Annotated in this window: 15 protein-coding genes and 1 pseudogene; 10 read left to right on the plus strand and 6 right to left on the minus strand. The window is 71.1% G+C overall.

Features of this window, described 5'->3' with window-relative positions:
* Positions 1-89: 89 nt before the first annotated feature.
* Together OHU35_RS26960 and leuE are read left to right on the plus strand one after the other, a co-directional pair.
* On the plus strand, positions 90-1670 hold the full coding sequence (locus tag OHU35_RS26960; protein ID WP_189722850.1) for a methylmalonyl-CoA mutase: 1581 nt from the start codon (positions 90-92) through the stop codon (positions 1668-1670).
* A gap of 66 nt (positions 1671-1736) precedes the next feature.
* Positions 1737-2390 carry a leucine efflux protein LeuE gene (leuE, locus tag OHU35_RS26965; protein WP_189722851.1) on the plus strand — a complete coding sequence of 218 codons (654 nt, stop codon included), beginning with the start codon at positions 1737-1739 and terminating at the stop codon, positions 2388-2390.
* A 4-nt stretch (positions 2391-2394) separates the two neighbouring features.
* On the opposite strand, the gene OHU35_RS26970 is transcribed toward leuE, so the two are convergent.
* Positions 2395-3798: an FAD-dependent oxidoreductase gene (locus OHU35_RS26970; RefSeq protein WP_189722852.1), complete on the minus strand. Its 1404-nt coding sequence runs from the start codon at positions 3796-3798 to the stop codon at positions 2395-2397.
* Positions 3799-3873: 75 nt separating this feature from the next.
* Here OHU35_RS26970 and OHU35_RS26975 point away from each other — a divergent pair, with 75 nt between their 5' ends.
* Positions 3874-4524, plus strand: coding sequence for a TetR/AcrR family transcriptional regulator C-terminal domain-containing protein (locus OHU35_RS26975; RefSeq protein WP_189722853.1), 651 nt, complete (start codon positions 3874-3876; stop codon positions 4522-4524).
* A gap of 9 nt (positions 4525-4533) precedes the next feature.
* On the opposite strand, the gene OHU35_RS26980 is transcribed toward OHU35_RS26975, so the two are convergent.
* The 4 genes from OHU35_RS26980 to OHU35_RS26995 all read right to left on the minus strand — a co-directional run bounded on the left by OHU35_RS26980 (position 4534) and on the right by OHU35_RS26995 (position 9243).
* Positions 4534-5454 carry a class I SAM-dependent methyltransferase gene (locus OHU35_RS26980; RefSeq protein ID WP_189722854.1) on the minus strand — a complete coding sequence of 307 codons (921 nt, stop codon included), beginning with the start codon at positions 5452-5454 and terminating at the stop codon, positions 4534-4536.
* Between the two features lie 63 nt (positions 5455-5517).
* Entirely contained in the window at positions 5518-6672 is a 1155-nt protein-coding gene (locus OHU35_RS26985) for an acyltransferase (protein WP_189722855.1), read from the minus strand.
* A gap of 253 nt (positions 6673-6925) precedes the next feature.
* Complete coding sequence (locus OHU35_RS26990; protein ID WP_189722856.1) at positions 6926-8257, minus strand: alpha-2,8-polysialyltransferase family protein; 1332 nt, start codon at positions 8255-8257, stop codon at positions 6926-6928.
* Positions 8257-9243 (minus strand): glycosyltransferase family 2 protein, encoded by a 987-nt coding sequence (locus OHU35_RS26995; protein ID WP_189722857.1) that lies wholly within the window; start codon positions 9241-9243, stop codon positions 8257-8259. Before OHU35_RS26995 ends, OHU35_RS26990 begins: the two co-directional genes overlap by 1 nt.
* A 198-nt stretch (positions 9244-9441) precedes the next feature.
* On the opposite strand from OHU35_RS26995, the gene OHU35_RS27000 reads away from it, so the two are divergent.
* From OHU35_RS27000 to OHU35_RS27015, 4 genes and pseudogenes are all read left to right on the plus strand, one after another.
* Positions 9442-10788: a DUF6716 putative glycosyltransferase gene (locus tag OHU35_RS27000; RefSeq protein ID WP_189722858.1), complete on the plus strand. Its 1347-nt coding sequence runs from the start codon at positions 9442-9444 to the stop codon at positions 10786-10788.
* A gap of 35 nt (positions 10789-10823) precedes the next feature.
* On the plus strand, positions 10824-12089 hold the full coding sequence (locus OHU35_RS27005) for an N-acylneuraminate cytidylyltransferase (protein WP_189722859.1): 1266 nt from the start codon (positions 10824-10826) through the stop codon (positions 12087-12089).
* A 13-nt stretch (positions 12090-12102) separates the two neighbouring features.
* The gene (locus OHU35_RS27010) at positions 12103-13041 is read left to right on the plus strand and encodes an N-acetylneuraminate synthase family protein (RefSeq protein WP_189722860.1); all 939 of its coding nucleotides are present in this window, start codon (positions 12103-12105) and stop codon (positions 13039-13041) included.
* 47 nt (positions 13042-13088) lie between these two features.
* Positions 13089-14135: pseudogene (locus tag OHU35_RS27015) on the plus strand (hypothetical protein); the annotation flags it as partial.
* An 860-nt stretch (positions 14136-14995) separates the two neighbouring features.
* Here OHU35_RS27015 and OHU35_RS27020 read toward each other — a convergent pair.
* Positions 14996-15676: a class I SAM-dependent methyltransferase gene (locus OHU35_RS27020; protein WP_189722862.1), complete on the minus strand. Its 681-nt coding sequence runs from the start codon at positions 15674-15676 to the stop codon at positions 14996-14998.
* A 299-nt stretch (positions 15677-15975) separates the two neighbouring features.
* Here OHU35_RS27020 and OHU35_RS27025 point away from each other — a divergent pair, with 299 nt between their 5' ends.
* The 3 genes from OHU35_RS27025 to OHU35_RS27035 all read left to right on the plus strand — a co-directional run bounded on the left by OHU35_RS27025 (position 15976) and on the right by OHU35_RS27035 (position 19817).
* A complete protein-coding gene (locus tag OHU35_RS27025) occupies positions 15976-17208 on the plus strand; it encodes a M20 family metallopeptidase (protein WP_189723287.1) in 1233 nt (410 codons plus the stop codon).
* Between the two features lie 249 nt (positions 17209-17457).
* Positions 17458-18504 carry a BMP family protein gene (locus tag OHU35_RS27030; protein ID WP_189722863.1) on the plus strand — a complete coding sequence of 349 codons (1047 nt, stop codon included), beginning with the start codon at positions 17458-17460 and terminating at the stop codon, positions 18502-18504.
* 263 nt (positions 18505-18767) lie between these two features.
* Entirely contained in the window at positions 18768-19817 is a 1050-nt protein-coding gene (locus OHU35_RS27035) for a BMP family protein (protein ID WP_189722864.1), read from the plus strand.
* Positions 19818-19979 lie beyond the last annotated feature (162 nt).

Below are 19979 nucleotides of genomic sequence, written 5' to 3' on the forward strand. Positions count from 1 at the left end.
TGTTCCCCTGGCGTGACCCGTCGCGAACCAGGGGGCATGGTGGGGAGCGAGGTCCCGACCACCCACTGCTCGGCGGGAGGCATCACACCATGGCGCGTGAGTCGGAGTCCGGGCTGCCCATCGAGCCGGTCTACGGACCGGAGGCTCTCCAGGGCTGGGATCCGGCGGAGAAGCTGGGGGATCCGGGGGCGTATCCCTTCACGCGGGGCGTGTACCCGTCGATGTACACCGGCCGTCCCTGGACGATGCGCCAGTACGCGGGCTTCGGCACGGCGACGGAGTCCAACGCCCGCTACCGGCAGCTGATCGCCCACGGCACGACGGGCCTGTCCGTCGCCTTCGACCTGCCCACCCAGATGGGCCACGACTCCGACGCCCCGATCGCGCACGGCGAGGTCGGCAAGGTCGGCGTCGCCATCGACTCCCTCGACGACATGCGGGTGCTGTTCGGCGGCATCCCGCTGGACCAGGTCTCGACGTCGATGACGATCAACGCCCCCGCGGCCCTGCTGCTCCTGCTCTACCAGCTGGTCGCCGAGGAGCAGGGCGTCAGCGCGGACCGGCTGACCGGCACGATCCAGAACGATGTGCTGAAGGAGTACATCGCCCGCGGGACGTACATCTTCCCGCCGAAGCCGTCGCTGCGCCTGACCGCCGACATCTTCAAGTACTGCAAGGCCGAGATCCCGAGGTGGAACACGATCTCCATCTCCGGCTACCACATGGCCGAGGCGGGCGCCTCGCCCGCGCAGGAGATCGCGTTCACCCTGGCCGACGGCATCGAGTACGTCCGTACGGCGGTCGCGGCCGGGATGGACGTCGACGACTTCGCGCCCCGCCTGTCGTTCTTCTTCGTCGCCCGGACGACGTTCCTGGAGGAGGTCGCCAAGTTCCGTGCCGCGCGCCGGATCTGGGCGCGGGTGATGAAGGAGGAGTTCGGCGCGAGGAACCCCAAGTCGCTGATGCTGCGCTTCCACACGCAGACGGCCGGAGTGCAGCTGACCGCCCAGCAGCCCGAGGTGAACCTGGTCCGGGTCGCCGTGCAGGGCCTGGGAGCGGTCCTCGGCGGCACCCAGTCCCTCCACACCAACTCCTTCGACGAGGCGATCGCCCTCCCGACCGACAAGAGCGCGCGTCTGGCCCTGCGCACCCAGCAGGTCCTCGCCTACGAAACAGACGTGACAGCGACCGTCGACCCCCTCGCGGGCTCCTACGTCGTCGAGAGGATGACGGACGACGTCGAGAGCGCGGCCGTCGGGCTGATGGCCAGGGTCGAGGAGCTCGGCGGCGCGGTCGGCGCCATCGAACGCGGCTTCCAGAAGAACGAGATCGAGCGCAGCGCCTACCGGATCGCCCGGGAGACCGACTCCGGCGAGCGGGTCGTGGTCGGCGTCAACCGCTTCCGGCTCGACGAGGAAGAGCCCTACGAGCCGCTGCGCGTCGACCCCGCCATCGAGGCCCGGCAGGCCGAACGACTGGCCAAGCTCCGCGCGGAGCGCGACCAGCAGGCGGTGGACACCGCGCTCACGGCCCTGAAGCAGGCCGCGCGGGGTGCGGACAACGTCCTGTACCCGATGCGGGAGGCCCTGCGGGCGCGGGCGACCGTGGGCGAGGTGTGCGACGCGCTGCGGGAGGTGTGGGGCGCGTACGTCCCCTCGGACGTCTTCTGACGGGCGGCCGAGGGAGGGGCGGCCGGGGGAGGGGCGGTGTCAGACCCGCGTGCGACACTCCTTTGCATGTTCGGTGTCATCGATCTGCCCACCTACCTTGTGGGCCTCGTCCTGATCGTCCTGCTGCCCGGTCCCAACTCGCTGTACGTGATCTCCGTCGCCGCGCGACGCGGCACGCGCACCGCGTATCGGGCCGCGGCCGGGGTGTGGTGCGGGGACGCGGTGCTGATGACGCTGTCGGCGGCCGGGGTCGCCTCGCTGCTCCAGGCGAACGCCGTGCTGTTCGGCATCGTGAAGTACGCCGGCGCCGGATATCTGGCCTGGCTGGCGGTCGGGATGCTGCGCGCCGCCCGGGGGCTGTGGCGGACCCGCCGTGAGCGGGCCGCGGACGGCGGTGTGCCCGGGGCCGCCGCCGACGAGCGGCCCTTCCGCAGGGCGCTGGTCATCAGTCTCCTCAACCCCAAGGCGATCCTGTTCTTCGTCGCCTTCTTCGTACAGTTCGTCGACCCGGGCTACGCCTACCCGGCCGTCTCCTTCGTCGTCCTCGGCGCCTTCGCCACGCTGGCCAGCGTCCTCTACCTCAGCGCCCTGATATTCGGCGGCACCCGGCTGGCCGCCGCCTTCCGCCGCCGCAAGCGTCTCGCCGCGGGCGCCACGTCGGCGGCGGGAGCCCTGTTCCTGGGCTTCGCGGTGAAGCTGTCCCTGGCGTCGAGCGCGTAGCGCCTCACGCGCGGCCGAACCGGGCGAGATACTCCGCGAGTCCGGTCGGCGAGTCCCCCGCCCAGCCGACGTATCCGTCGGGCCGTACGAGGAACAGCCCGGCCCCGTAGGCCGCGTGCGCCGGCCCGTGGACGGTCCGCACCCGCTCGCCCTGGGCGGGAGGCCGCGCCCCGCCCAGTGCCAGCAGCGTCCAGTGCGGTCCGCGGAACGCGTCGAAGAGGCGGGTCCCGTCCACGGTCCCGTCGGGTGCGCGGTCCCCGGCCCGTACCGCTCCGGGGTCGGTGCGGGTCTCCCGCGTGAGTGACGACGCGCGGTAGCCGAGGCCCAGCTGACGGGTGGCCACGCCCCGCCGGGTCTCGCCGCGGTGGACGCTGGTGGACAGCCCGAGCATGTCGGCGGCGACGGGACGCCGCTCCTCCTCGTAGGAGTCGAGCAGGGCCGCCGCCGTGCCGTCGCGCAGCACCGCGCCCAGCTTCCAGCCCAGGTTGTAGGCGTCCTGGACGCTGGTGTTGAGGCCCTGGCCGCCGGCGGGGGAGTGCACATGGGCCGCGTCACCGGCGAGGAAGACCCGCCCGGAGCACATGCGGTCCGCCAGGGCCGCCCGGGGGCGGAAGTCCGAGGCCCAGCGCAGCTCGGTCACGGACTCGGGGGCGAGGTGCGAGCGGGCGGCGACGACCTTCCGTATGCCCTCCAGCGAGAGGTCCGGGGCCGTCCCGTCCGGGAACTGTGCCACCAGCTGGAAGTCCTCCGTGCCGGCGAGCGGGCAGAGCGCGAGGTAGCCGTCGGTGTCACCGCCCGGCGGGAAGATGTGCCAGTTGTCCCGGTCCAGGCCGCTGATCCGGACGTCGGCCACCAGCGTCGGGTTCGGGTCGAGGGTCTCGCCCGCCATGCCGATGCCGAGCAGTCCGCGCACCGTCGAGCGGCCGCCGTCCGCCGCGACGGCGTACCGGGCGGTGACGGGCTCGCCCGAGGCGAATTCCGCGCGCACCCCGTCCGCGTCCTGTGTCAGCCCTACGAGCTCCCGGCCGAAGGCCACCTCTCCTCCCAGTTCCGCCAGCCGCGCGTGCAGGATCTCCTGCGTGCGCCACTGCGGCACCATCCACGGCTCCGTGTACGGCGCGTCCTCGCTCGCCTCGGCCGAGTCGAACATCCGGTGCTCGCCGGCCCGCCTGCCGTCCTGCCAGATCATCCCCACCGGGTAGGGGCCGCCCGCCGCGCGGATCGCGTCCAGCACCCCCAGATCGTCGAAGACCTCCATCGTGCGCGGCTGGATGCCCTTGCCCCGCGAGCCCGGGAACAGCGCCTCCGCCCGCTCGACGACCAGCGCGTTCACACCGCGCCGGGCGAGGTCGATGCCGAGCGCCAGGCCGGTCGGGCCCGCGCCCACCACCAGTACGTCCGTGTCCATGATCCATCCTCTCCTTAACGTTGTTAAGTTCCTGCTCTTCACGAGAGTCGCCTTAACGGTGTTAAGTTGTCAAGCGTGAGTACGGAACGACGTGAGCCCCTGGACCGGCGGCGGGTCGCGGACACCGCCCTGCGGCTGCTGAACGAGGTGGGCCTGGACGGCCTGACCCTGCGGGCCATCGCCCGGGAACTGGATGTGAAGGCGCCCGCCCTCTACTGGCACTTCAAGGACAAGCAGGCGCTGCTCGACGAGATGGCGACGGAGATGTACCGCCGGATGGTCGCCGGGGCCTCGCTCGACCCCGCCGACACCTGGCGCGAACGGCTGCTCAAGGCCAACCGGGGGCTGCGCGCGGCCCTGCTCGGCTACCGGGACGGCGCGAAGGTGTTCAGCGGCTCACGCTTCACCGGCATCGAGCACGCCGGTCAGATGGAGGAGAACCTGCGCCTGTTCACGGCCGCCGGTTTCACCCTCGCCCAGGCGGTCCGGGCGCTCACCACCGCGTACCTGTACACGCTCGGCTTCGTCACCGAGGAGCAGGGTGTGCAGCCCTTGCCGGATGGGCGCCGCGAGGGCTACGACGTGAACGAACGCGCCCGCCTGATGGCCGACTTTCCCTTGTCGGCCCAGGCGGGCGCGGAAATCTTCGAGGACTACGAACAGCACTTCGAGGAGGGACTCGCCCTCGTGATCGAGGGGATCGGGGCGCGCTACGGGGTCTCATGACACCCGGCGTCAGGAGCGGTTCGCGCGTGCCCGCCGTACGGCCCGGGTGACCAGGGGTGGCAGCAGGTCCTTGGCGAGCCGGCGCGCCCGGGACGGGGCAGGGCGGGCCGGTCGCGCCGCACGGGACTCGGTCACCTCGGCGGCGGGGGCCTTCGGTGCCACCGGCGCCACATAGTGCCGGGAGGCCGGGAACGGCGGCGGCTTCATGCCCCGGGACCGGGCGCGGACCAGCCGGTGCCCGGCCGCCGACTGCACGCTCAGCCCGACGTCCGAGCGCTGCCGCAGCATGTCGAGCAGTTCCTCCTGGAGCGGCTCGGGATCGCCCCAGGTGCCGTACAGCTTCTGTGTGCTGAGGCAGATCGGGCGCAGACCGCGGTTGAGGACGGCCTCCCAGGCGGCGACCGAGACACCCGGGGTGTGCTCGGAGCGGAAGTCGTCGAGGACCACGATGCCCTCGGGCACCAGGATGTCGTGGGCCGCGCCGATGTCGCCGTGCACGTGCTCGTACAGGTGCGAGGCGTCGACGTGGATGAAGCGGCAGGTGGCCGGGGCCACCTTCTCGGACACCACGGAACTGGGGGCCGCGATCACCGTGGGCAGGTCGTCGTGGAAGGAGAGGTAGTTCCGCTCGAAGATCTGCTGGGTCAGCGAGGCGTACGACTTCGCCGACTCCGCCTGGTTGGCCCCGTCCGGGGCGTCGCCCTCGAACAGGTCGCAGACCGTGAACTTCTCGCCGTCCTGGAGGTGATGGCCGAGCAGGATCGCGCTCTTGCCCATGTAGACGCCGAGTTCCAGCAGGTCACCCTTTATGCCCTGCTTCTGCTGCCGCTCCAGGAACCAGGTGAACAGCATCTGGTCCAGCGGCGGGAACCAGCCCGGAACGTCCGTGAGTTCGCCGGGGTGCTTGTCGGTCGCTTGTGCGTTGGTCATGAGACGAGCCTTCTCTCTGAGCGTTGCCCAAACCGACGGTCGGTTGAACGTCCCGTGAACAGCTCAGCGATCCTTCGCCAGTACTGCCCGCAACCGTGGCGTCAGGGGCTTCTCCACATACTGGTTCAGCAGCCACGCGAGCAGCAGCATTGAGGCCGCGGTCAGGGCGAATGTCGCCCCGGATGGCAGGCCCACGCCGCGGTGCAGGGCGTGGATCACCACCCAGCCGAGGTGTTCGTGGACGAGGTAGAACGGATACGTCAGCGCCCCCGCCACCGTCAGCCAGCCCCAGTTGGCCCAGCGCAGCCAGCCCAGGGCGATCGCCGCGACCGCCAGGAAGCCGAAGGTCACGACGAGGACGATGCCGGTCGAGGAGCGGTAGGAGAAGCCGTCCGCGCCGGCGGCGTGCCACAGGCTCTGCACCGCGTAGTGCTGCCCGATCAGCCAGCTGACGGCGACGATGCCCCACGCGTAGGCGTCCCGCCGGTCGAGGTGGACGAGGTAGAGGCCGACACCGCCGATGAAGTACGGGGCGTACTCGGGCATCAGGACGATGTCGAGCAACGGCATGTTCGCGTTGTCCGCGATCACCGCCGCCAGCATCCAGCCCGCGCAGAACATGATCACCCGGCGGCGGTTGGCCCCCGGGAGCACCACGCACAGCGCGAACAGGGCGTAGAAGCGGACCTCCGCCCACAGCGTCCAGCACACCCCGAGCACCCGGTCCACGCCGAGCGGCATCTGCAGCATGGTCAGGTTCACCAGGGCGTCGCTCGGTGACACCGCCTTGTAGGCGACCACCGGCAGGGCGAACACCACCGTCACTATCGCGACCGCCACCCAGTAGGCGGGCAGCAGCCGGGACGCGCGGGAGGCGAAGAACGACTTCAGGGGACGGCCCCAGCCGCTCATGCAGATCACGAACCCGCTGATCACGAAGAAGACCTGGACGCCCAGGCAGCCGTAGGCGAAGAACTCGTGCAGGGTGGGGAACTGGACCTTGGGCGAGCTGCCCCAGGCCTCGGAGACCTCACCGTCCCGACCGCCGTAGTGGTACGCCGCCACCATCAGCGCGGCCACCAGCCGCAGGCCGTCCAGGGCACGCAACCGGCCGCCGGAGCCCTTCTTGCGCCGGGGAACGGTCGTGGCTCCCGGTGGTTCGACCAGCACGGTGACATCGGGCTGGGGCTTGCGGGTGCTGACGACCGTCTCGGTCACGCTGGAAACCTCTGTAGCTCGTATGTCCTTCACCTGAGCCGCCTGTGGGCGGGCAGGGCGCCGCCTGTCACCCTAGGACGAGAATTGACGCTTAAACGTTCGACGGAAACAGGCTTCGCCTTCCTGTTCCCATGGATTCATCTGGATGTCGGTCGCGGGTGGCTGAAACGTCGGTCGCGGACAGCCGAAAACGCGGAGGCGCCGGTCCGCCTCTACGGGGGACCGACGCCTTTGCGGTTCTCGGCATACGTTTTCAGCGGCGTACCGCCTTGCGCAGCGCCCTGGCCCGCCGGACCACCCGGCGTGCCGTGGAATTGCGCGGCAGGAATGCCAGCCGCTGCGGAATACCGCCGGGCAGGCCGAGCGAGGTGAGACGGCGCTTCTTGAAGTAGCGCCGGGTGCGCGGACCGAGATACCGGGAGAGGAACCGCTCCGCCTGCGGGCGCAGTTCCGGGTAGATCTGCGGCTGCATGGTGAACCCGACGGCGGTGACCAGGCCGGACAGCCGCTCGGCCGGCAGGACGTCGCCGTCCTGCCCGCCGTCCAGGTCGGGCAGCAGCGCGTCCGCCAGGGTCGTGGGGATCCGGTTGCTGTTCTGGTACGGCGTCAGCCGCTCCAGCAGCAGCTCGGTGCCGATGCGCGCGACCGGCAGGTCGTAGAACGCCGAGGCCGTGAACAGCGCGGTCGAGAAACAGCCGACGACCAGCGCGGGCCGGGCCCGGTCGAACAGCACCTCGGCGAGCACGGGCGTGTCCAGCACGGTGAGGTCCACGCCGAGCTTCTCGGCCTCGGTCTCCAGGGCGCGGCTGTAACGGGCCGGCGCGGTCGGGTGCGGCTTGAAGACGACCGTGCGGTGTCCGCGGGCGACCGCGCCCCGCATCATCCGCACATGCAGATCTTCTTCCTCCTCGGGGGAGAGGATGTTCAGCGCCGACAGGTACTGGCCGAGCAGCAGCGCCGCGTCGCCGGGCAGGGCGGGCAGCTCGGGCACGGTCTCGGTGACCTCGCCCAGCACCTTCAGGAAGGCGGGCGACGGCACCAGGTGCGCCGGCACCTCGAACTCGGTCAGCAGCATCGGCGTGAGCCCCGGCACCAGATCGAGGTGCAGCAGCCGCCGCACACGCGTGCCGACCAGCGGGTCGAGCTTGTTGCGCGTGGGGCCGTAGCTCATCAGCCCGTCGGCGTAGACGTCGATGGGGGCGTCGGTGAACAGCTGGGCCACGGTGAGCGCGGGCGCGACCTGGATGGACTCCAGCACCAGGCTCACGCGGTCGTCGCCGAGGCCCCACAGCATCCGCAGATAGCGCTCGAACAGCGGGATGTCGTCGGAGCGCGGCGTCCAGGCGCCGGGGTGGAAGGGGCGGATCGCCTCGTTCCAGGACAGCACCTCGTCGAAGTGCTCGCGCAGCGGCGCGAAGCCCGGCATCTCGTCGAGGGCCGGGGTGGTCTCCGGGGTCGCGGAGTTGTTGAACACCAGCAGCACACGACGGTCCGGCTCGTCGAAGAGGTCCGAGTCGATCGCGGCGGCCAGGGTGGCGACGCCGTACAGCGTCGAGGCGCAGAAGATCTGAGTGGTCCCGGGCATCAGGCGGCCGCCTCCGTGGTGGTGACCCTGCGGCGCAGCCGTCGCAGCCTGGACGAGCGGTCCATGTCCATCGCCTCCAGTGCGTCACCGAGTGCGTCCTGCGGCATGCGCTTGATGGCCGCCGCGCTCATCGCCCGCAGCTGCCTCGCCACGGCCGGTTCGAACCTGTCTTCGTTGGAGAGGTGGTGGGCGATGATCGCGCAGTAGGTCCGCACCGCCTTGGGCAGCAGCCGGTCGGCCTCGCGGTCCGCTGCGGTCTCCTCGATCACCTGGTCGAAGGCCCGGATGAAGTCGAGCTGGCGGACATCGCCGATCTGGGTCAGCGACGAGGCCACCCCGCGCCGGTAGAACACGCCCAGCAGGCTCACCACGGCGAACGACTCCGCCTCACGGTGCAGCTTCCAGATCCACGGCCGGTCCTCGGCCGTGCGCAGACCATGGGTGAAGTGGAGCACGCCCTGGTCGAGGAGGCGGCGGTGGTAGGCGCCGGCCCAGGCGTAGGCGTAGTCCACCGATGTCGAGCGGTGGGCGGGGAGGATGGCGTCCCGCGGGCTGAACACCTCCCAGCGGCGGCCGACGGGCACCCGGCTCACGGAACGGGCGCGCGCGGTGGCCTGCACATGGTCGGTGCGCACGAAGTCGCATCCCAACTCGTCCATGGCGGACACCAGTTCGGTGAAGTATCCGGGGGCCAGCCAGTCGTCGCCGTCCAGGAACGTCAGGTACTCGCCCTGGGCCGCGTCCAGGCCGGTGTTCCGGGCGGTGGCGAGGCCGCCGTTCTCCTCGTGGCGGATGTAACGCACCTGGGCGACATCCGAGAGGTCCTCGGCCGCTCGCTCGAGAATGGCCGGGGTTTCATCCTTCGAATGGTCGTCGACCAGGATGAACTCGAAATCACGGTCGGCGTTCAGCCGAAGGCTTCTGAGGGTGTCCGGGGCATATTGCTGCACGTTGTAGAACGGCACGATCACGGAAAGCTTAGGCACCTGCAAAACGTTAGGAGCCCGCCCGGCAGCGCAACTTTCCGATGAACGTACACCGGGTGAACTCAATGTGTCAGAACGGTGCACCCCGTGTACTTCCGGCCTTCCAGCGGGCCAGTTCGGCTCTCGGTGGGGTGTTGTTAACTTTTCGTTGATTCGTGGTTCCGCCATACCTCGGATTCGCTTCCTAGCGTCATCGACGTGCCAGCAAGTACACCGAAGCGCCCGCGAATCGCCGTCCTCGCGGACTCAGACACCCGATGGAAATGGGGTGCGCTGACCGCGGACCGCATCGCCCCGGGCCCGTCCATGGAAGCCGGACCGCGCGAGGGCGCGCAAGTCCGCCCTGTCCTCGACGGCTACCTGCTGCGCGGCCGGGCGACGCCCACACCGCGCCAGCTGGAAGAAGTGGGCGTGCGAGCCGACTCGCTGCGGGAGGTCACCGCCGTCGAGTTCCTGCGCGCCATGGAAGAGGAGTCGTACGACCTCCTGGTCCTCGCCCTCGTAGGCGGCGGTGTACAGGCGATGCTGCACGGCCTGGCGCGCGTCTGGCAGGACCGCACCGCGCGGCCCGTCGTCGTCACCGGCTACGTCGGTGTCGTCTACGAGAAGCTCGCCGACGGCCTGCTGCTGCGGCACGGCGCGGACCTCGTCCTCGCCAACTCCCGTCAGGACGCGGACCGCTTCCGGGCCGTCTACGACGGAGTGGGCGCCGACGCCTCGTCGGTGACCGAGGTGGCCCTGCCGTTCCTCGGCGGCGCCCCCTACACCGGCGAGCACGACCCCTACACGGTCGTCTTCGCCGCCCAGCCCTCCGTCCCGGACAGCCGCAAGGACCGTACCTACCTGCTGAACCGGCTGGTGCAGCACGCCCGCAGGCACCCCGAGCGCGAGGTGCTGCTGAAGCTGCGCTCCAAGCCGGGCGAACACACCACCCACATCGAGGAGCTGCCGTACCAGAAGCTGGTGCAGCGCCTCGATCCGCCGGACAACTTCCGCCTGGTCTACGGAAACATGGGCGAGGTCCTCGACCGCACCGACCTGCTGGTGACGGTCAGCTCCACGGCCGCCCTGGAGTCGCTGCACCGCCGCGTCCCGACCGTCGTCCTGACCGACCTCGGTGTCCGCGAGTCGCTCGGCAACCACCACTTCGTGGGCTCCGGCTGCCTCGCCTCCTGGGACCAGCTGGACGCCGGGCACCGGCCGGCGCCCGACGAGGAGTGGGTCGCCCGGCAGGGCGTCGCCGCCGACGGCTCGTACGAGTCCGCCTTCGACGCCGCGCGCGAACGCATCGCCAAGCTGCTCGACCGGCCCGGCGGCCTGCCCCCGCTGGCCCCGTACTACACACCCGTCACCGCGCCCGGCTATCTGCCCGGGATCCTCGCCCGCCACCACCTCGGCCCGGACGGCACCCCGCTGCCCGGCGCGCCCGCCGCCGACAAGGAGCCCGGACCGGTCCGGCAGGTCGTGCGCCGGGCGGCGCGCGGCGCCTACCGGCACGGCGTGCAGCGCGTGGCGCCCGTCATCCGGCGGATGGGCGAGCTGTGAGCCGCCCCGAATCCCCTGCCCAAGGAGTAGTCCCCATGTCCCAACCGGAAGCGGGCCGAGGCGCCTCGGTGCGCCGTGTGCTCGCGGTGATCCCCGCGCGCGGCGGCTCCAAGGGCGTGCCCGCGAAGAACCTCCTCCCCGTCGGTGGCGTCCCGCTGGTGGCGCGTGCGGTGCGCGAGTGCCGCGCCGCCCGCCTCGTGACGGACGTCGTGGTCTCCACCGACGACCAGGCCATCGCGGCCGCCGCCCGCGAGGCGGGCGCCGAGGTCGTGCTGCGGCCCGCCGCCATCGCCGGCGACACGGCCACCTCCGAGGCCGCCGTCCTGCACGCCGTGGACGCCCACGAGGCCCTGCACGGCGCGGTCGTGGACGTGGTGCTGCTGGTGCAGTGCACCAGCCCGTTCATCACCCGGGAGGACGTGGACGGGGTCGCGGGCGCGATCGTCGAGAACGGCGCCGACACCGCGGTGACCGTGGCTCCCTTCCACGGGTTCATCTGGCGGGACGCCGAGGACGAGGTGGCCGCCGGCAGCGTCTCCGAGGCCGACGCGGCCACCGGCGGCGGCTACGGCGTCAACCACGACAAGTCCTTCCGCCCCCGCCGCCAGGACCGCCCCCAGGACCTGCTGGAGACCGGCGCCGCCTACGGCATGGAAGCGGTCGGCTTCCGCAAGCACCAGCACCGCTTCTTCGGCCGCACCGAACTGGTGCGCACCGACCCCGCGCGCGTGCTGGAGATCGACGACCCGCACGACCTCGCCCGCGCCCGGGCCCTGGCCCCGCTCTTCGACGCGGACCGGCCCGGCGCGCTCCCGACCGCCGACGACATCGACGCGGTCGTCCTCGACTTCGACGGCACCCAGACCGACGACCGGGTGCTCGTCGACTCCGACGGACGGGAGTTCGTCTCCGTGCACCGCGGGGACGGACTCGGCATCGCGGCCCTCCGCAGGAGCGGCCTGAAGATGCTGATCCTGTCCACGGAACAGAACCCTGTGGTCGCCGCCCGGGCCCGGAAGCTCAAGCTCCCGGTGCTGCACGGCATCGACCGCAAGGACCTCGCGCTGAAGCAGTGGTGCGAGGAGCAGGGCATCGCGCCGGAGCGCGTGCTCTACGTCGGCAACGACGTCAATGACCTCCCGTGCTTCGCCCTCGCGGGCTGGCCCGTGGCGGTCGCGAGCGCCCACGACGTCGTGCGCGGCGCCGCACGCGCGGTCACCACCGTCCCCGGTGGCGACGGCGCGATCCGAGAGATCGCCAGCTGGATCCTCGGCCCCTCTCTCGACTCCCTCACCAAGTAAGGACATCTGCGCCATGAGCAACAACTCCCGCATCCGCAAGTTCGGTACCCGCGAGGCCGGCCCCGGCCGCCCCGTCTACGTCACCGGCGAGATCGGCATCAACCACAACGGCGACATCGAGAATGCGTTCAAGCTGATCGACGCCGCCGCCGAGGCCGGCTGCGACGCGGTCAAGTTCCAGAAGCGCACGCCGGAGATCTGCACCCCGCGCGACCAGTGGGACATCGAGCGCGACACCCCCTGGGGCCGGATGACCTACATCGACTACCGCCACCGCGTCGAGTTCGGCGAGGACGAGTACGGCCAGATCGACGCCTACTGCAAGAAGCGCGGCATCGACTGGTTCGCCTCCCCGTGGGACACCGAGGCCGTCGCCTTCCTGGAGAAGTTCGACGTCCCGGCACACAAGGTCGCCTCGGCCTCCCTCACGGACGACGAGCTGCTGCGCGCCCTGCGCGCCACCGGCCGTACGGTCATCCTCTCCACGGGCATGTCCACCCCGAAGCAGATCCGCCACGCGGTCGAGGTCCTGGGCAGCGAGAACATCCTCCTGTGCCACGCCACCTCGACCTACCCGGCGAAGGCCGAGGAGCTCAACCTCCGCGTCATCAACACCCTGCAGGGCGAGTACCCGAACGTCCCGATCGGCTACTCCGGCCACGAGACCGGTCTGCAGACCACCCTCGCCGCGGTCGCCCTGGGCGCCACCTTCGTCGAGCGTCACATCACCCTCGACCGCGCCATGTGGGGCTCGGACCAGGCCGCCTCCGTGGAGCCGCAGGGCCTCACGCGCCTCGTCCGCGACATCCGCACCATCGAGGCCTCCCTCGGTGACGGCGTGAAGAAGGTCTACGAGTCCGAGCTCGGCCCGATGAAGAAGCTGCGCCGCGTCAGCGGTGTGGTCGCCGAGGCGGAGATCGCCGACGCGGCGGGCGAGCCGGTCGGCGTCTGAGCGCACCACCCCCACAACCCCCCTTACGACGGGACGGTCGTACGTCGATGAGCCCCCGCGCCGGGAACGCCGGCCCCCACACTCTCGCGTTCGTCGAGAGTCCGGTACAGCTGCTGAACGTGCTGGAGTGGGCGCACGCGCATGCGCCCGGCGTGGGGCTCACCCTCGTGGTGCTGTCGCCCGTCGACCCGATGACGCGCGGCCAGCTGCGGCGGATGTCCGACCTGGCCCGTGACGAGGGGCACGAGGTCCGCTGGGAGGAGGCGCGCGGCGGGCCCCTGGCGCCCTTCCAGACCATCGGCGGCCTCACGGGCCTGCTCCGCAGGGCGCGCCGGGTCGTGCTGGGGGACCCTTTCTCCCGCTACGTTCAGCTCCTCCTGACCATCACTCGCGCCCGTGACCTGGTCGTCGTCGACGACGGCACGGCGACGATGGAGTTCGTCGGCCAGCTGGCCCGGGGCGAGCGGCTGGTGCGCTGGCACCGCAAGGGCGGGCGCCCCGGCCCGCGGGACCTGATCTTCGCGCCGGTCTCGTCCTCGGCCCGCCGCCGCCTCACCCCCGGGGGCGGGCGCCGGGTGGAGATCTTCTCCTCCATGCCGATGGAGGAGACCCCGGAGGGCGTCACGATCAGCGCCAACGACTTCGCGTGGACCCGGGCCCGGTTCGGCCCGCCCCGCATCACCAAGGGCGCCGACATGGTGGGCACGTCCCTGGTGGAGACGGGCGTCGTCGACGACGACCGCTACCTGGAGGCCGTCCGCGCCCTGGCCGCCGCCCACGGCGCCACCCGCTACTTCGCCCACCGCCGCGAGAGCCCGACCAAGCTCCGCCGCCTCGCGGTCGAGACGGGCCTGGAGATCGTCCGCCCGGAACTCCCCCTCGAACTGATCGCCCGCCGGGGCCCCATCGGCCGCACGATCCTCAGCTTCCCCTCCACGGTCGTCCACACCCTCCCCCTGGCCCTCTCCGGCACCGAGGTCCGCGTGGCGGTCTGCGACATCGACCCCGCTTGGCTGACCGAGAACGCCTCCCCCCGAGCCCAGGGCTTCCTGTCGGGCGTGACGGGGGCGGCACGGGACGTGCACCGGCTGTCCACGGGGGGTTCCGGGGACCCGGGGACTACGGAGGGCCCGACCGGCCCGGCAAGCCCGGGAAGCATCACGGGCCCGGCGGGCTCGGCGCCCATGACCGGCCCGGCCGGGCCGGGGAGTGTCACGGGTGCGGCGGGTGCGGCGGGCAGGGCCGGCTCGGCTGGGTCGGGCAGGACCGGTCCGGCTGGGTCGGGGAGTGTCTCGGGTCCGGCGGGTCCGGCGGGTCCGGCGGGTGCGGCGGGCAGGGCCGGCTCGGCTGGGTCGGGCAGCATCCCGGCTCCGACGGGCAGGCCGAGCGTGTCCGGCCCGGCGGGGACGGTGGGCTCTGCGGGCAGGGCGGGCCCGGCGGACGCCGCGGGCGCGGTGGCCGCCGGCTGACGCCCCACAGGGCCCCTCAGGGACCGGGCGGCCCAGGTGGCTCGGGCGCCCTCGTGGCTCTGGCGGTCCACCGGGCCCGCCGGATCAGGCTGGTCGGGTCGCGGCGGTCTCAGGCCCTATGGGCGGGCTGGCGTGTTGATCGGGGTGGTCTCATGCGCCGCTCTTGTGGCTCTGGCTGCCGACCGGATCCGCCGGATGAGGCTGGCCGGGCGGCGACGGCCTCCAGCCCCACGGCGGGCTCGCGCGTCGACCGGGCGACCCCCGCTCCGACCCGGGGCGGACCTACGCCGACCGGCGCCCACCGAAGCCGCTTCATACGCCGGGCCGGGGGCGTACTCACGCGCCGACCGAGGCTCCTCACAGCGCGACCCGCACGGGTCCATGCCCCGACCAGGGCGCAGCGACGGGTCGACCGGCGGACCCACGTGCCCGCCGAGGCAACGACCACGCGCCTCAGGCCCGGCCCCCCCCCGACCGCGACCGGCTCACCCCCCGGCAGGACCCGGCCGGTGGGCCAGCAGGAACGCGCGGGGGTGCTTCTCCTCGCCCTCCGGCTCGCGCAGTACACGGGCGTGGATACGCAGGCCGGCCTTGGTGAGGGCGGTCGCGACGGTGTCCGGGGTGCGCCAGTAGTAGTCGAGCGAGATCGGGCTGCCGAAGCGCTCGGTGAGACGCAGATGCCCGTCCTCGTCGCCGGACTGGAAGCCGAGCAGGACCGGCGCGCCCGGCAGCAGCACGCGGTGGAACTCGGCGAAGACCGTCGGCAGATGATCGTCCGGCACATGAATGATCGAGTAGAGCGCGACGATGCCGCCGAGCGTCTCGTCCGGCAGGTCCAGGGCCGTCATCGAACCGACGTGGAACCTCAGCTCCGGGTGCGCCCGGCGGGCCAGGGCCACCATGCGGGGCGAGACGTCGACCCCGAACACCGGCAGCCCGAGGCCGTGCAGCCGGGCCGCGACGTACCCGGGGCCGCTGCCGATGTCCGCCACCGGGGGCCGCGCAGACGCCCCGGGTGCCCGGACCAGATCCACGAAGGCCGTGAGCAGCGCCCGCTCCAGCGGTCTTCCGGCCAGGCTGTCGGGGAACCCGGCGGCATAGGCCTCCGCGATGGCGTCGTACGAGGCCTGGGTGGCTGTGAGGAACTCGGGGCTGTCGGCGCGCACGGGCCGCACACTATCGGGGCCGTGCGTCAGTGAGATGAACAAGACAGTGTTCCCCGCGCGGGGCGTGGTATCCGTGGAGAGGATGGTTGGGTACCGGAGTCGTGACGGAGGTGTGGCCGATATCACACTCCGCGGGGTGCGGTGACCGGCTCGGCCCAAAAGGCGGGCGAGTTTACCCATCTCACTTGATAGCTATACGCCCGGCGGTCATATTTTCTTCCCCTAACGGGTTGAAGTTTTGTTGATCGAGGGTCAGCCGACCGCCCTGGCGCCCTACCCTTCAGAGGGTGAAGCAATTGATGTCACTGGAGTCCGAGGTCGATCTTCCCGGCGAAGCCGTACTTCCCGGCGCACTGCCCGACGCCCTGCGCGCAGAGCTCATCGCGTTCCGGCGCGACATGCACATGCACCCGGAGCTGGGCAACCAGGAGTTCCGCACGACGGCCGCGATCAAGGAGCGGCTCGAGCGGGCCGGCCTCAAACCGCGCGTACTCACCGTCGGAACCGGACTCGTCTGTGACATCGGCGTAGAGGGCGAGCAGTGGGACGGAGGTCCCAGCATGCTCGCCCTGCGGGCCGACATCGACGGCCTGCCCATCCCGGACACCAAGGCCGAGTGCCCGTACCGCTCGACCGTGCCCGACCGCGCCCACGCCTGCGGCCACGACGTGCACACCACCGCCGTCCTCGGCGCCGGCCTGGTCCTCGCCGACCTGCACAAGCAGGGCCGGCTGCCCCGCCCCGTCCGGCTGATCTTCCAGCCCGCCGAGGAGGTGCTGCCCGGCGGCGCCGCCGACGTCATCAAGTGCGGGGCGCTGGAGGGGGTCGGCGCGATCATCGCCGTGCACTGCGACCCCCGGGTGGACGCGGGGAAGATCGGACTCCGCGAGGGTCCCATCACCTCCGCCTGCGACCGGCTGGAGATCTCCCTCGACGGCCCGGGCGGCCACACCGCACGCCCCCACCTCACGACCGACCTGGTCACCGCGGCCGCCCGCGTCGTCACCGACGTACCGGCCCTGGTCGGCCGGCGCTTCGACAGCCGCAGCGGGCTCGCCATCACCTGGGGCCGCGTCGAGTCGGGGCACGCGCCGAACGTGATCCCGCAGCACGCTGAGCTCTCCGGCACGGTGCGGTGCCTCGACATCGAGGCATGGCGGCAGGCCCCCGACGTCGTGGTCGCGGCGATCGACGAGATCGCCAACCTCTACCGCGCCAAGTCGGAGATCAACTACGTGCGCGGCGTGCCGCCCGTCGTCAACGAGCCCGGCGTGACCGAACTGCTGCGCGACGCCATGATCGCCCGTCGCGGGGTCGACTCCGTCCTGGGCACCGAGCAGAGCCTCGGCGGCGAGGACTTCTCCTGGTACCTGGAGCACGTCCCCGGCGCCATGGCCCGACTGGGCGTCCGTGTCCCCGGCGAGCGCCACGTACGCGACCTCCATCAGGGCGACTTCGACGTCGACGAGTCGGCGATCACGGTCGGCGTGGAACTCTTCACGGCTGCGGCCCTGGTCAACGGCCTCCGTTAGGACGGCCCTGGATCTCCGAAAAGGACTTCCGACGAGGGCAAAGGAACGGCGCGTGTCGAACAGGCTCGCGCCGTGCCCGCGGCGCACCTTTCGGCCCCGTTCGCTCCCGTGGTTCACAAGGACGTAACCGGCCATCGGCACGAATGGATAACGGCCCCACTGCGAACCGTTCCCAAGGGTGTCTACGCGCGTTAATGTGCGCCGCACTGAGCACCCACTGCGGGGCTTTGGAGAATGGGGAACTTCAAGATGCGTCGGATTTCCAGATTGACCCGCGTCGCGGTGGGGGTCGCGTCGCTCGGGCTCGTCGCCACGGCCTGTGGCAGCACCAGCAGTGAGAGCGGCGGCAGCGACACGAAGGACGACAAGGGCCTCGCCATCGCGTACGACGTCGGCGGCAAGGGCGACCAGTCCTTCAACGACGCCGCCTACGCCGGCCTGACGAAGGCGAAGGCCGAGTACGGCTACAAGACGGCCGACATCGAGCCCACCGAGGGCGAGACCGACGCCGACAAGGAACAGCGGCTGGTCTCGCTGGCCAAGCAGGGCTACAACCCGGTCATCGGCGTCGGGTACGCCTACGGCCCGGCGATGAAGGCCGTGGCCGCCAAGTACCCGGACACCACCTTCGGCATCGTCGACTCCGTGGTCGAGGGCAAGAACGTCGCTTCCCTTGTCTTCGCGGAGGAGCAGGCCTCGTACCTCGCCGGTGTCGCCGCCGCCAAGGTCACCAAGTCGAACACCGTCGGTTTCGTCGGCGGTGTGGACATCCCGCTGATCCACAAGTTCGAGGCCGGCTTCAAGCAGGGCGTGCAGGACACCGACCCGAAGGTGAAGGTCCTGTCGCAGTACCTGACGCAGACGGCCGAGGAGGGCGGCTTCGCCAGCCCCGACAAGGGCAAGGCCGCCGCCGAGGGCCAGATCGAGAAGAAGGCCGACGTCGTCTACCAGGCGGCGGGTCTCTCCGGCCAGGGTGTGATCGAGGCCGCCGCCAAGGCGAAGGTCTGGGCGATCGGCGTCGACTCCGACCAGTACAAGCAGGCCCCCCTCGCCGCGTACAAGCAGTACATCCTCACCTCCGCCCTCAAGGACGTCGGCGGCGCCGTCTACGCGCTGGCCAAGTCCGTCGACAGCGGTAAGCCGCTGACCGGCACCCAGACCTTCGACCTGAAGGTCAACGGCGTCGGAGTCTCCGAGGCGAACCCGGAGTTCGGCAAGGTCGCGGGACTCAAGGACGCCGTGGACAAGGCCAAGAAGGGCATCATCGACGGCTCCATCAAGGTCAAGACCGAGTAGCGATACCGGTCTGCGACAGCCGCAGAGGGCGGGCACCCCGGGGTGCCCGCCCTCTCCGGCGTTCCCAGGGCACGGATCACCCAGCGCCACCCCTCGTTCGCGGTCGGCAACGCCCGGGCCAAGGCGCGGGCATGGCTTGGGCACGGGCGCATAACAAGGTGGACAGAAGGGGTTTTCAGGCAGGTCTACGCGCGTTAATCTGCGGCGAAACCAGCGCCGAAGCTGAACCGACCCCGGCGCGTTGTACGACAGGAGCCCCACACATGCGCCGGATTTCCCGGATCACGGTCGCAGGCGCAGCGACCGCTTCCCTGGCCCTCGCACTCTCCGCCTGCGGCAGCACCTCGACCTCTGCGGGGTCGTCGGACTCGAAGGGGAACAAGGGCCTCGCCATCGCGTACGACGTCGGCGGCAAGGGCGACCAGTCCTTCAACGACGCCGCGTACGCGGGCCTGGAGAAGGCGCAGAAGGACTTCGGCTACGAGACGGCCGACGTGGAGCCCACCGAGGGCGAGACCGACGCCGACAAGGAGCAGCGTCTGGTCTCGCTGGCGAAGCAGGGCCACAACCCGGTCATCGGCGTCGGCTACGCGTACGCCTCGGCCGTCAAGGGCGCCGCGGAGAAGTTCCCGGACACCACCTTCGGCATCGTCGACGACGCCACGATCAACACCAAGAACGTCGCCGACCTGGTCTTCAACGAGGAGCAGGCCTCCTACCTCGCCGGTGTCGCCGCCGCCAAGAGCACCAAGTCGAAGGTCGTCGGCTTCGTCGGCGGTGTGGACATCCCGCTGATCCACAAGTTCCAGGCGGGTTTCGCGCAGGGCGTCAAGGACACCGACCCGAAGGTCAAGGTGCTCTCCCAGTACCTGACGCAGACGGCCGAGGAGGGCGGCTTCGCCAGCCCCGACAAGGGCAAGACGGCCGCCGAGGGCCAGATCGAGAAGAAGGCCGACGTGGTCTACGCGGCCGCCGGTCTGTCCGGTCAGGGCGTCATCGAGGCCGCCGCCGCCAAGAAGGTGTGGGCGATCGGCGTCGACTCCGACCAGTACGAGCAGGCCGCCCTCGCCAAGTACAAGGACTTCATCCTGACCTCGGCGATGAAGGACGTCGCCAAGGCGGTGTACAACCTTGCGAAGTCGGTCGAGGACGGCAAGCCCGAGACCGGTATCGTTCGTGGCGATCTGAAGACCGGCGAGGTGAGCCTCTCGGACTCCAACCCGAAGTTCGCGGACGACGCCGAGCTTCAGGAAGCCATCAAGACGGCCAAGGAGAAGATCATCAGCGGCGAGATCAAGGTCAAGAGCAGCTGACGACTTACTGCCTCGAGCAGGCAGTGACCCCCGGGGGTCGCGTCCGCTCAACGGGGTGCGGGGAGGCTGCTCCTCGTGCCCCGTTGGCGCGGGGGCGCCGGCCCCTTTGTTTGCCGTAGGGGCGCTACGCGCGTAGACGACCCCCGTCCCCAGGAGAGTGCG

The organism is Streptomyces purpurascens (genome assembly GCF_045040895.1).
Classification (GTDB): domain Bacteria; phylum Actinomycetota; class Actinomycetes; order Streptomycetales; family Streptomycetaceae; genus Streptomyces; species Streptomyces purpurascens.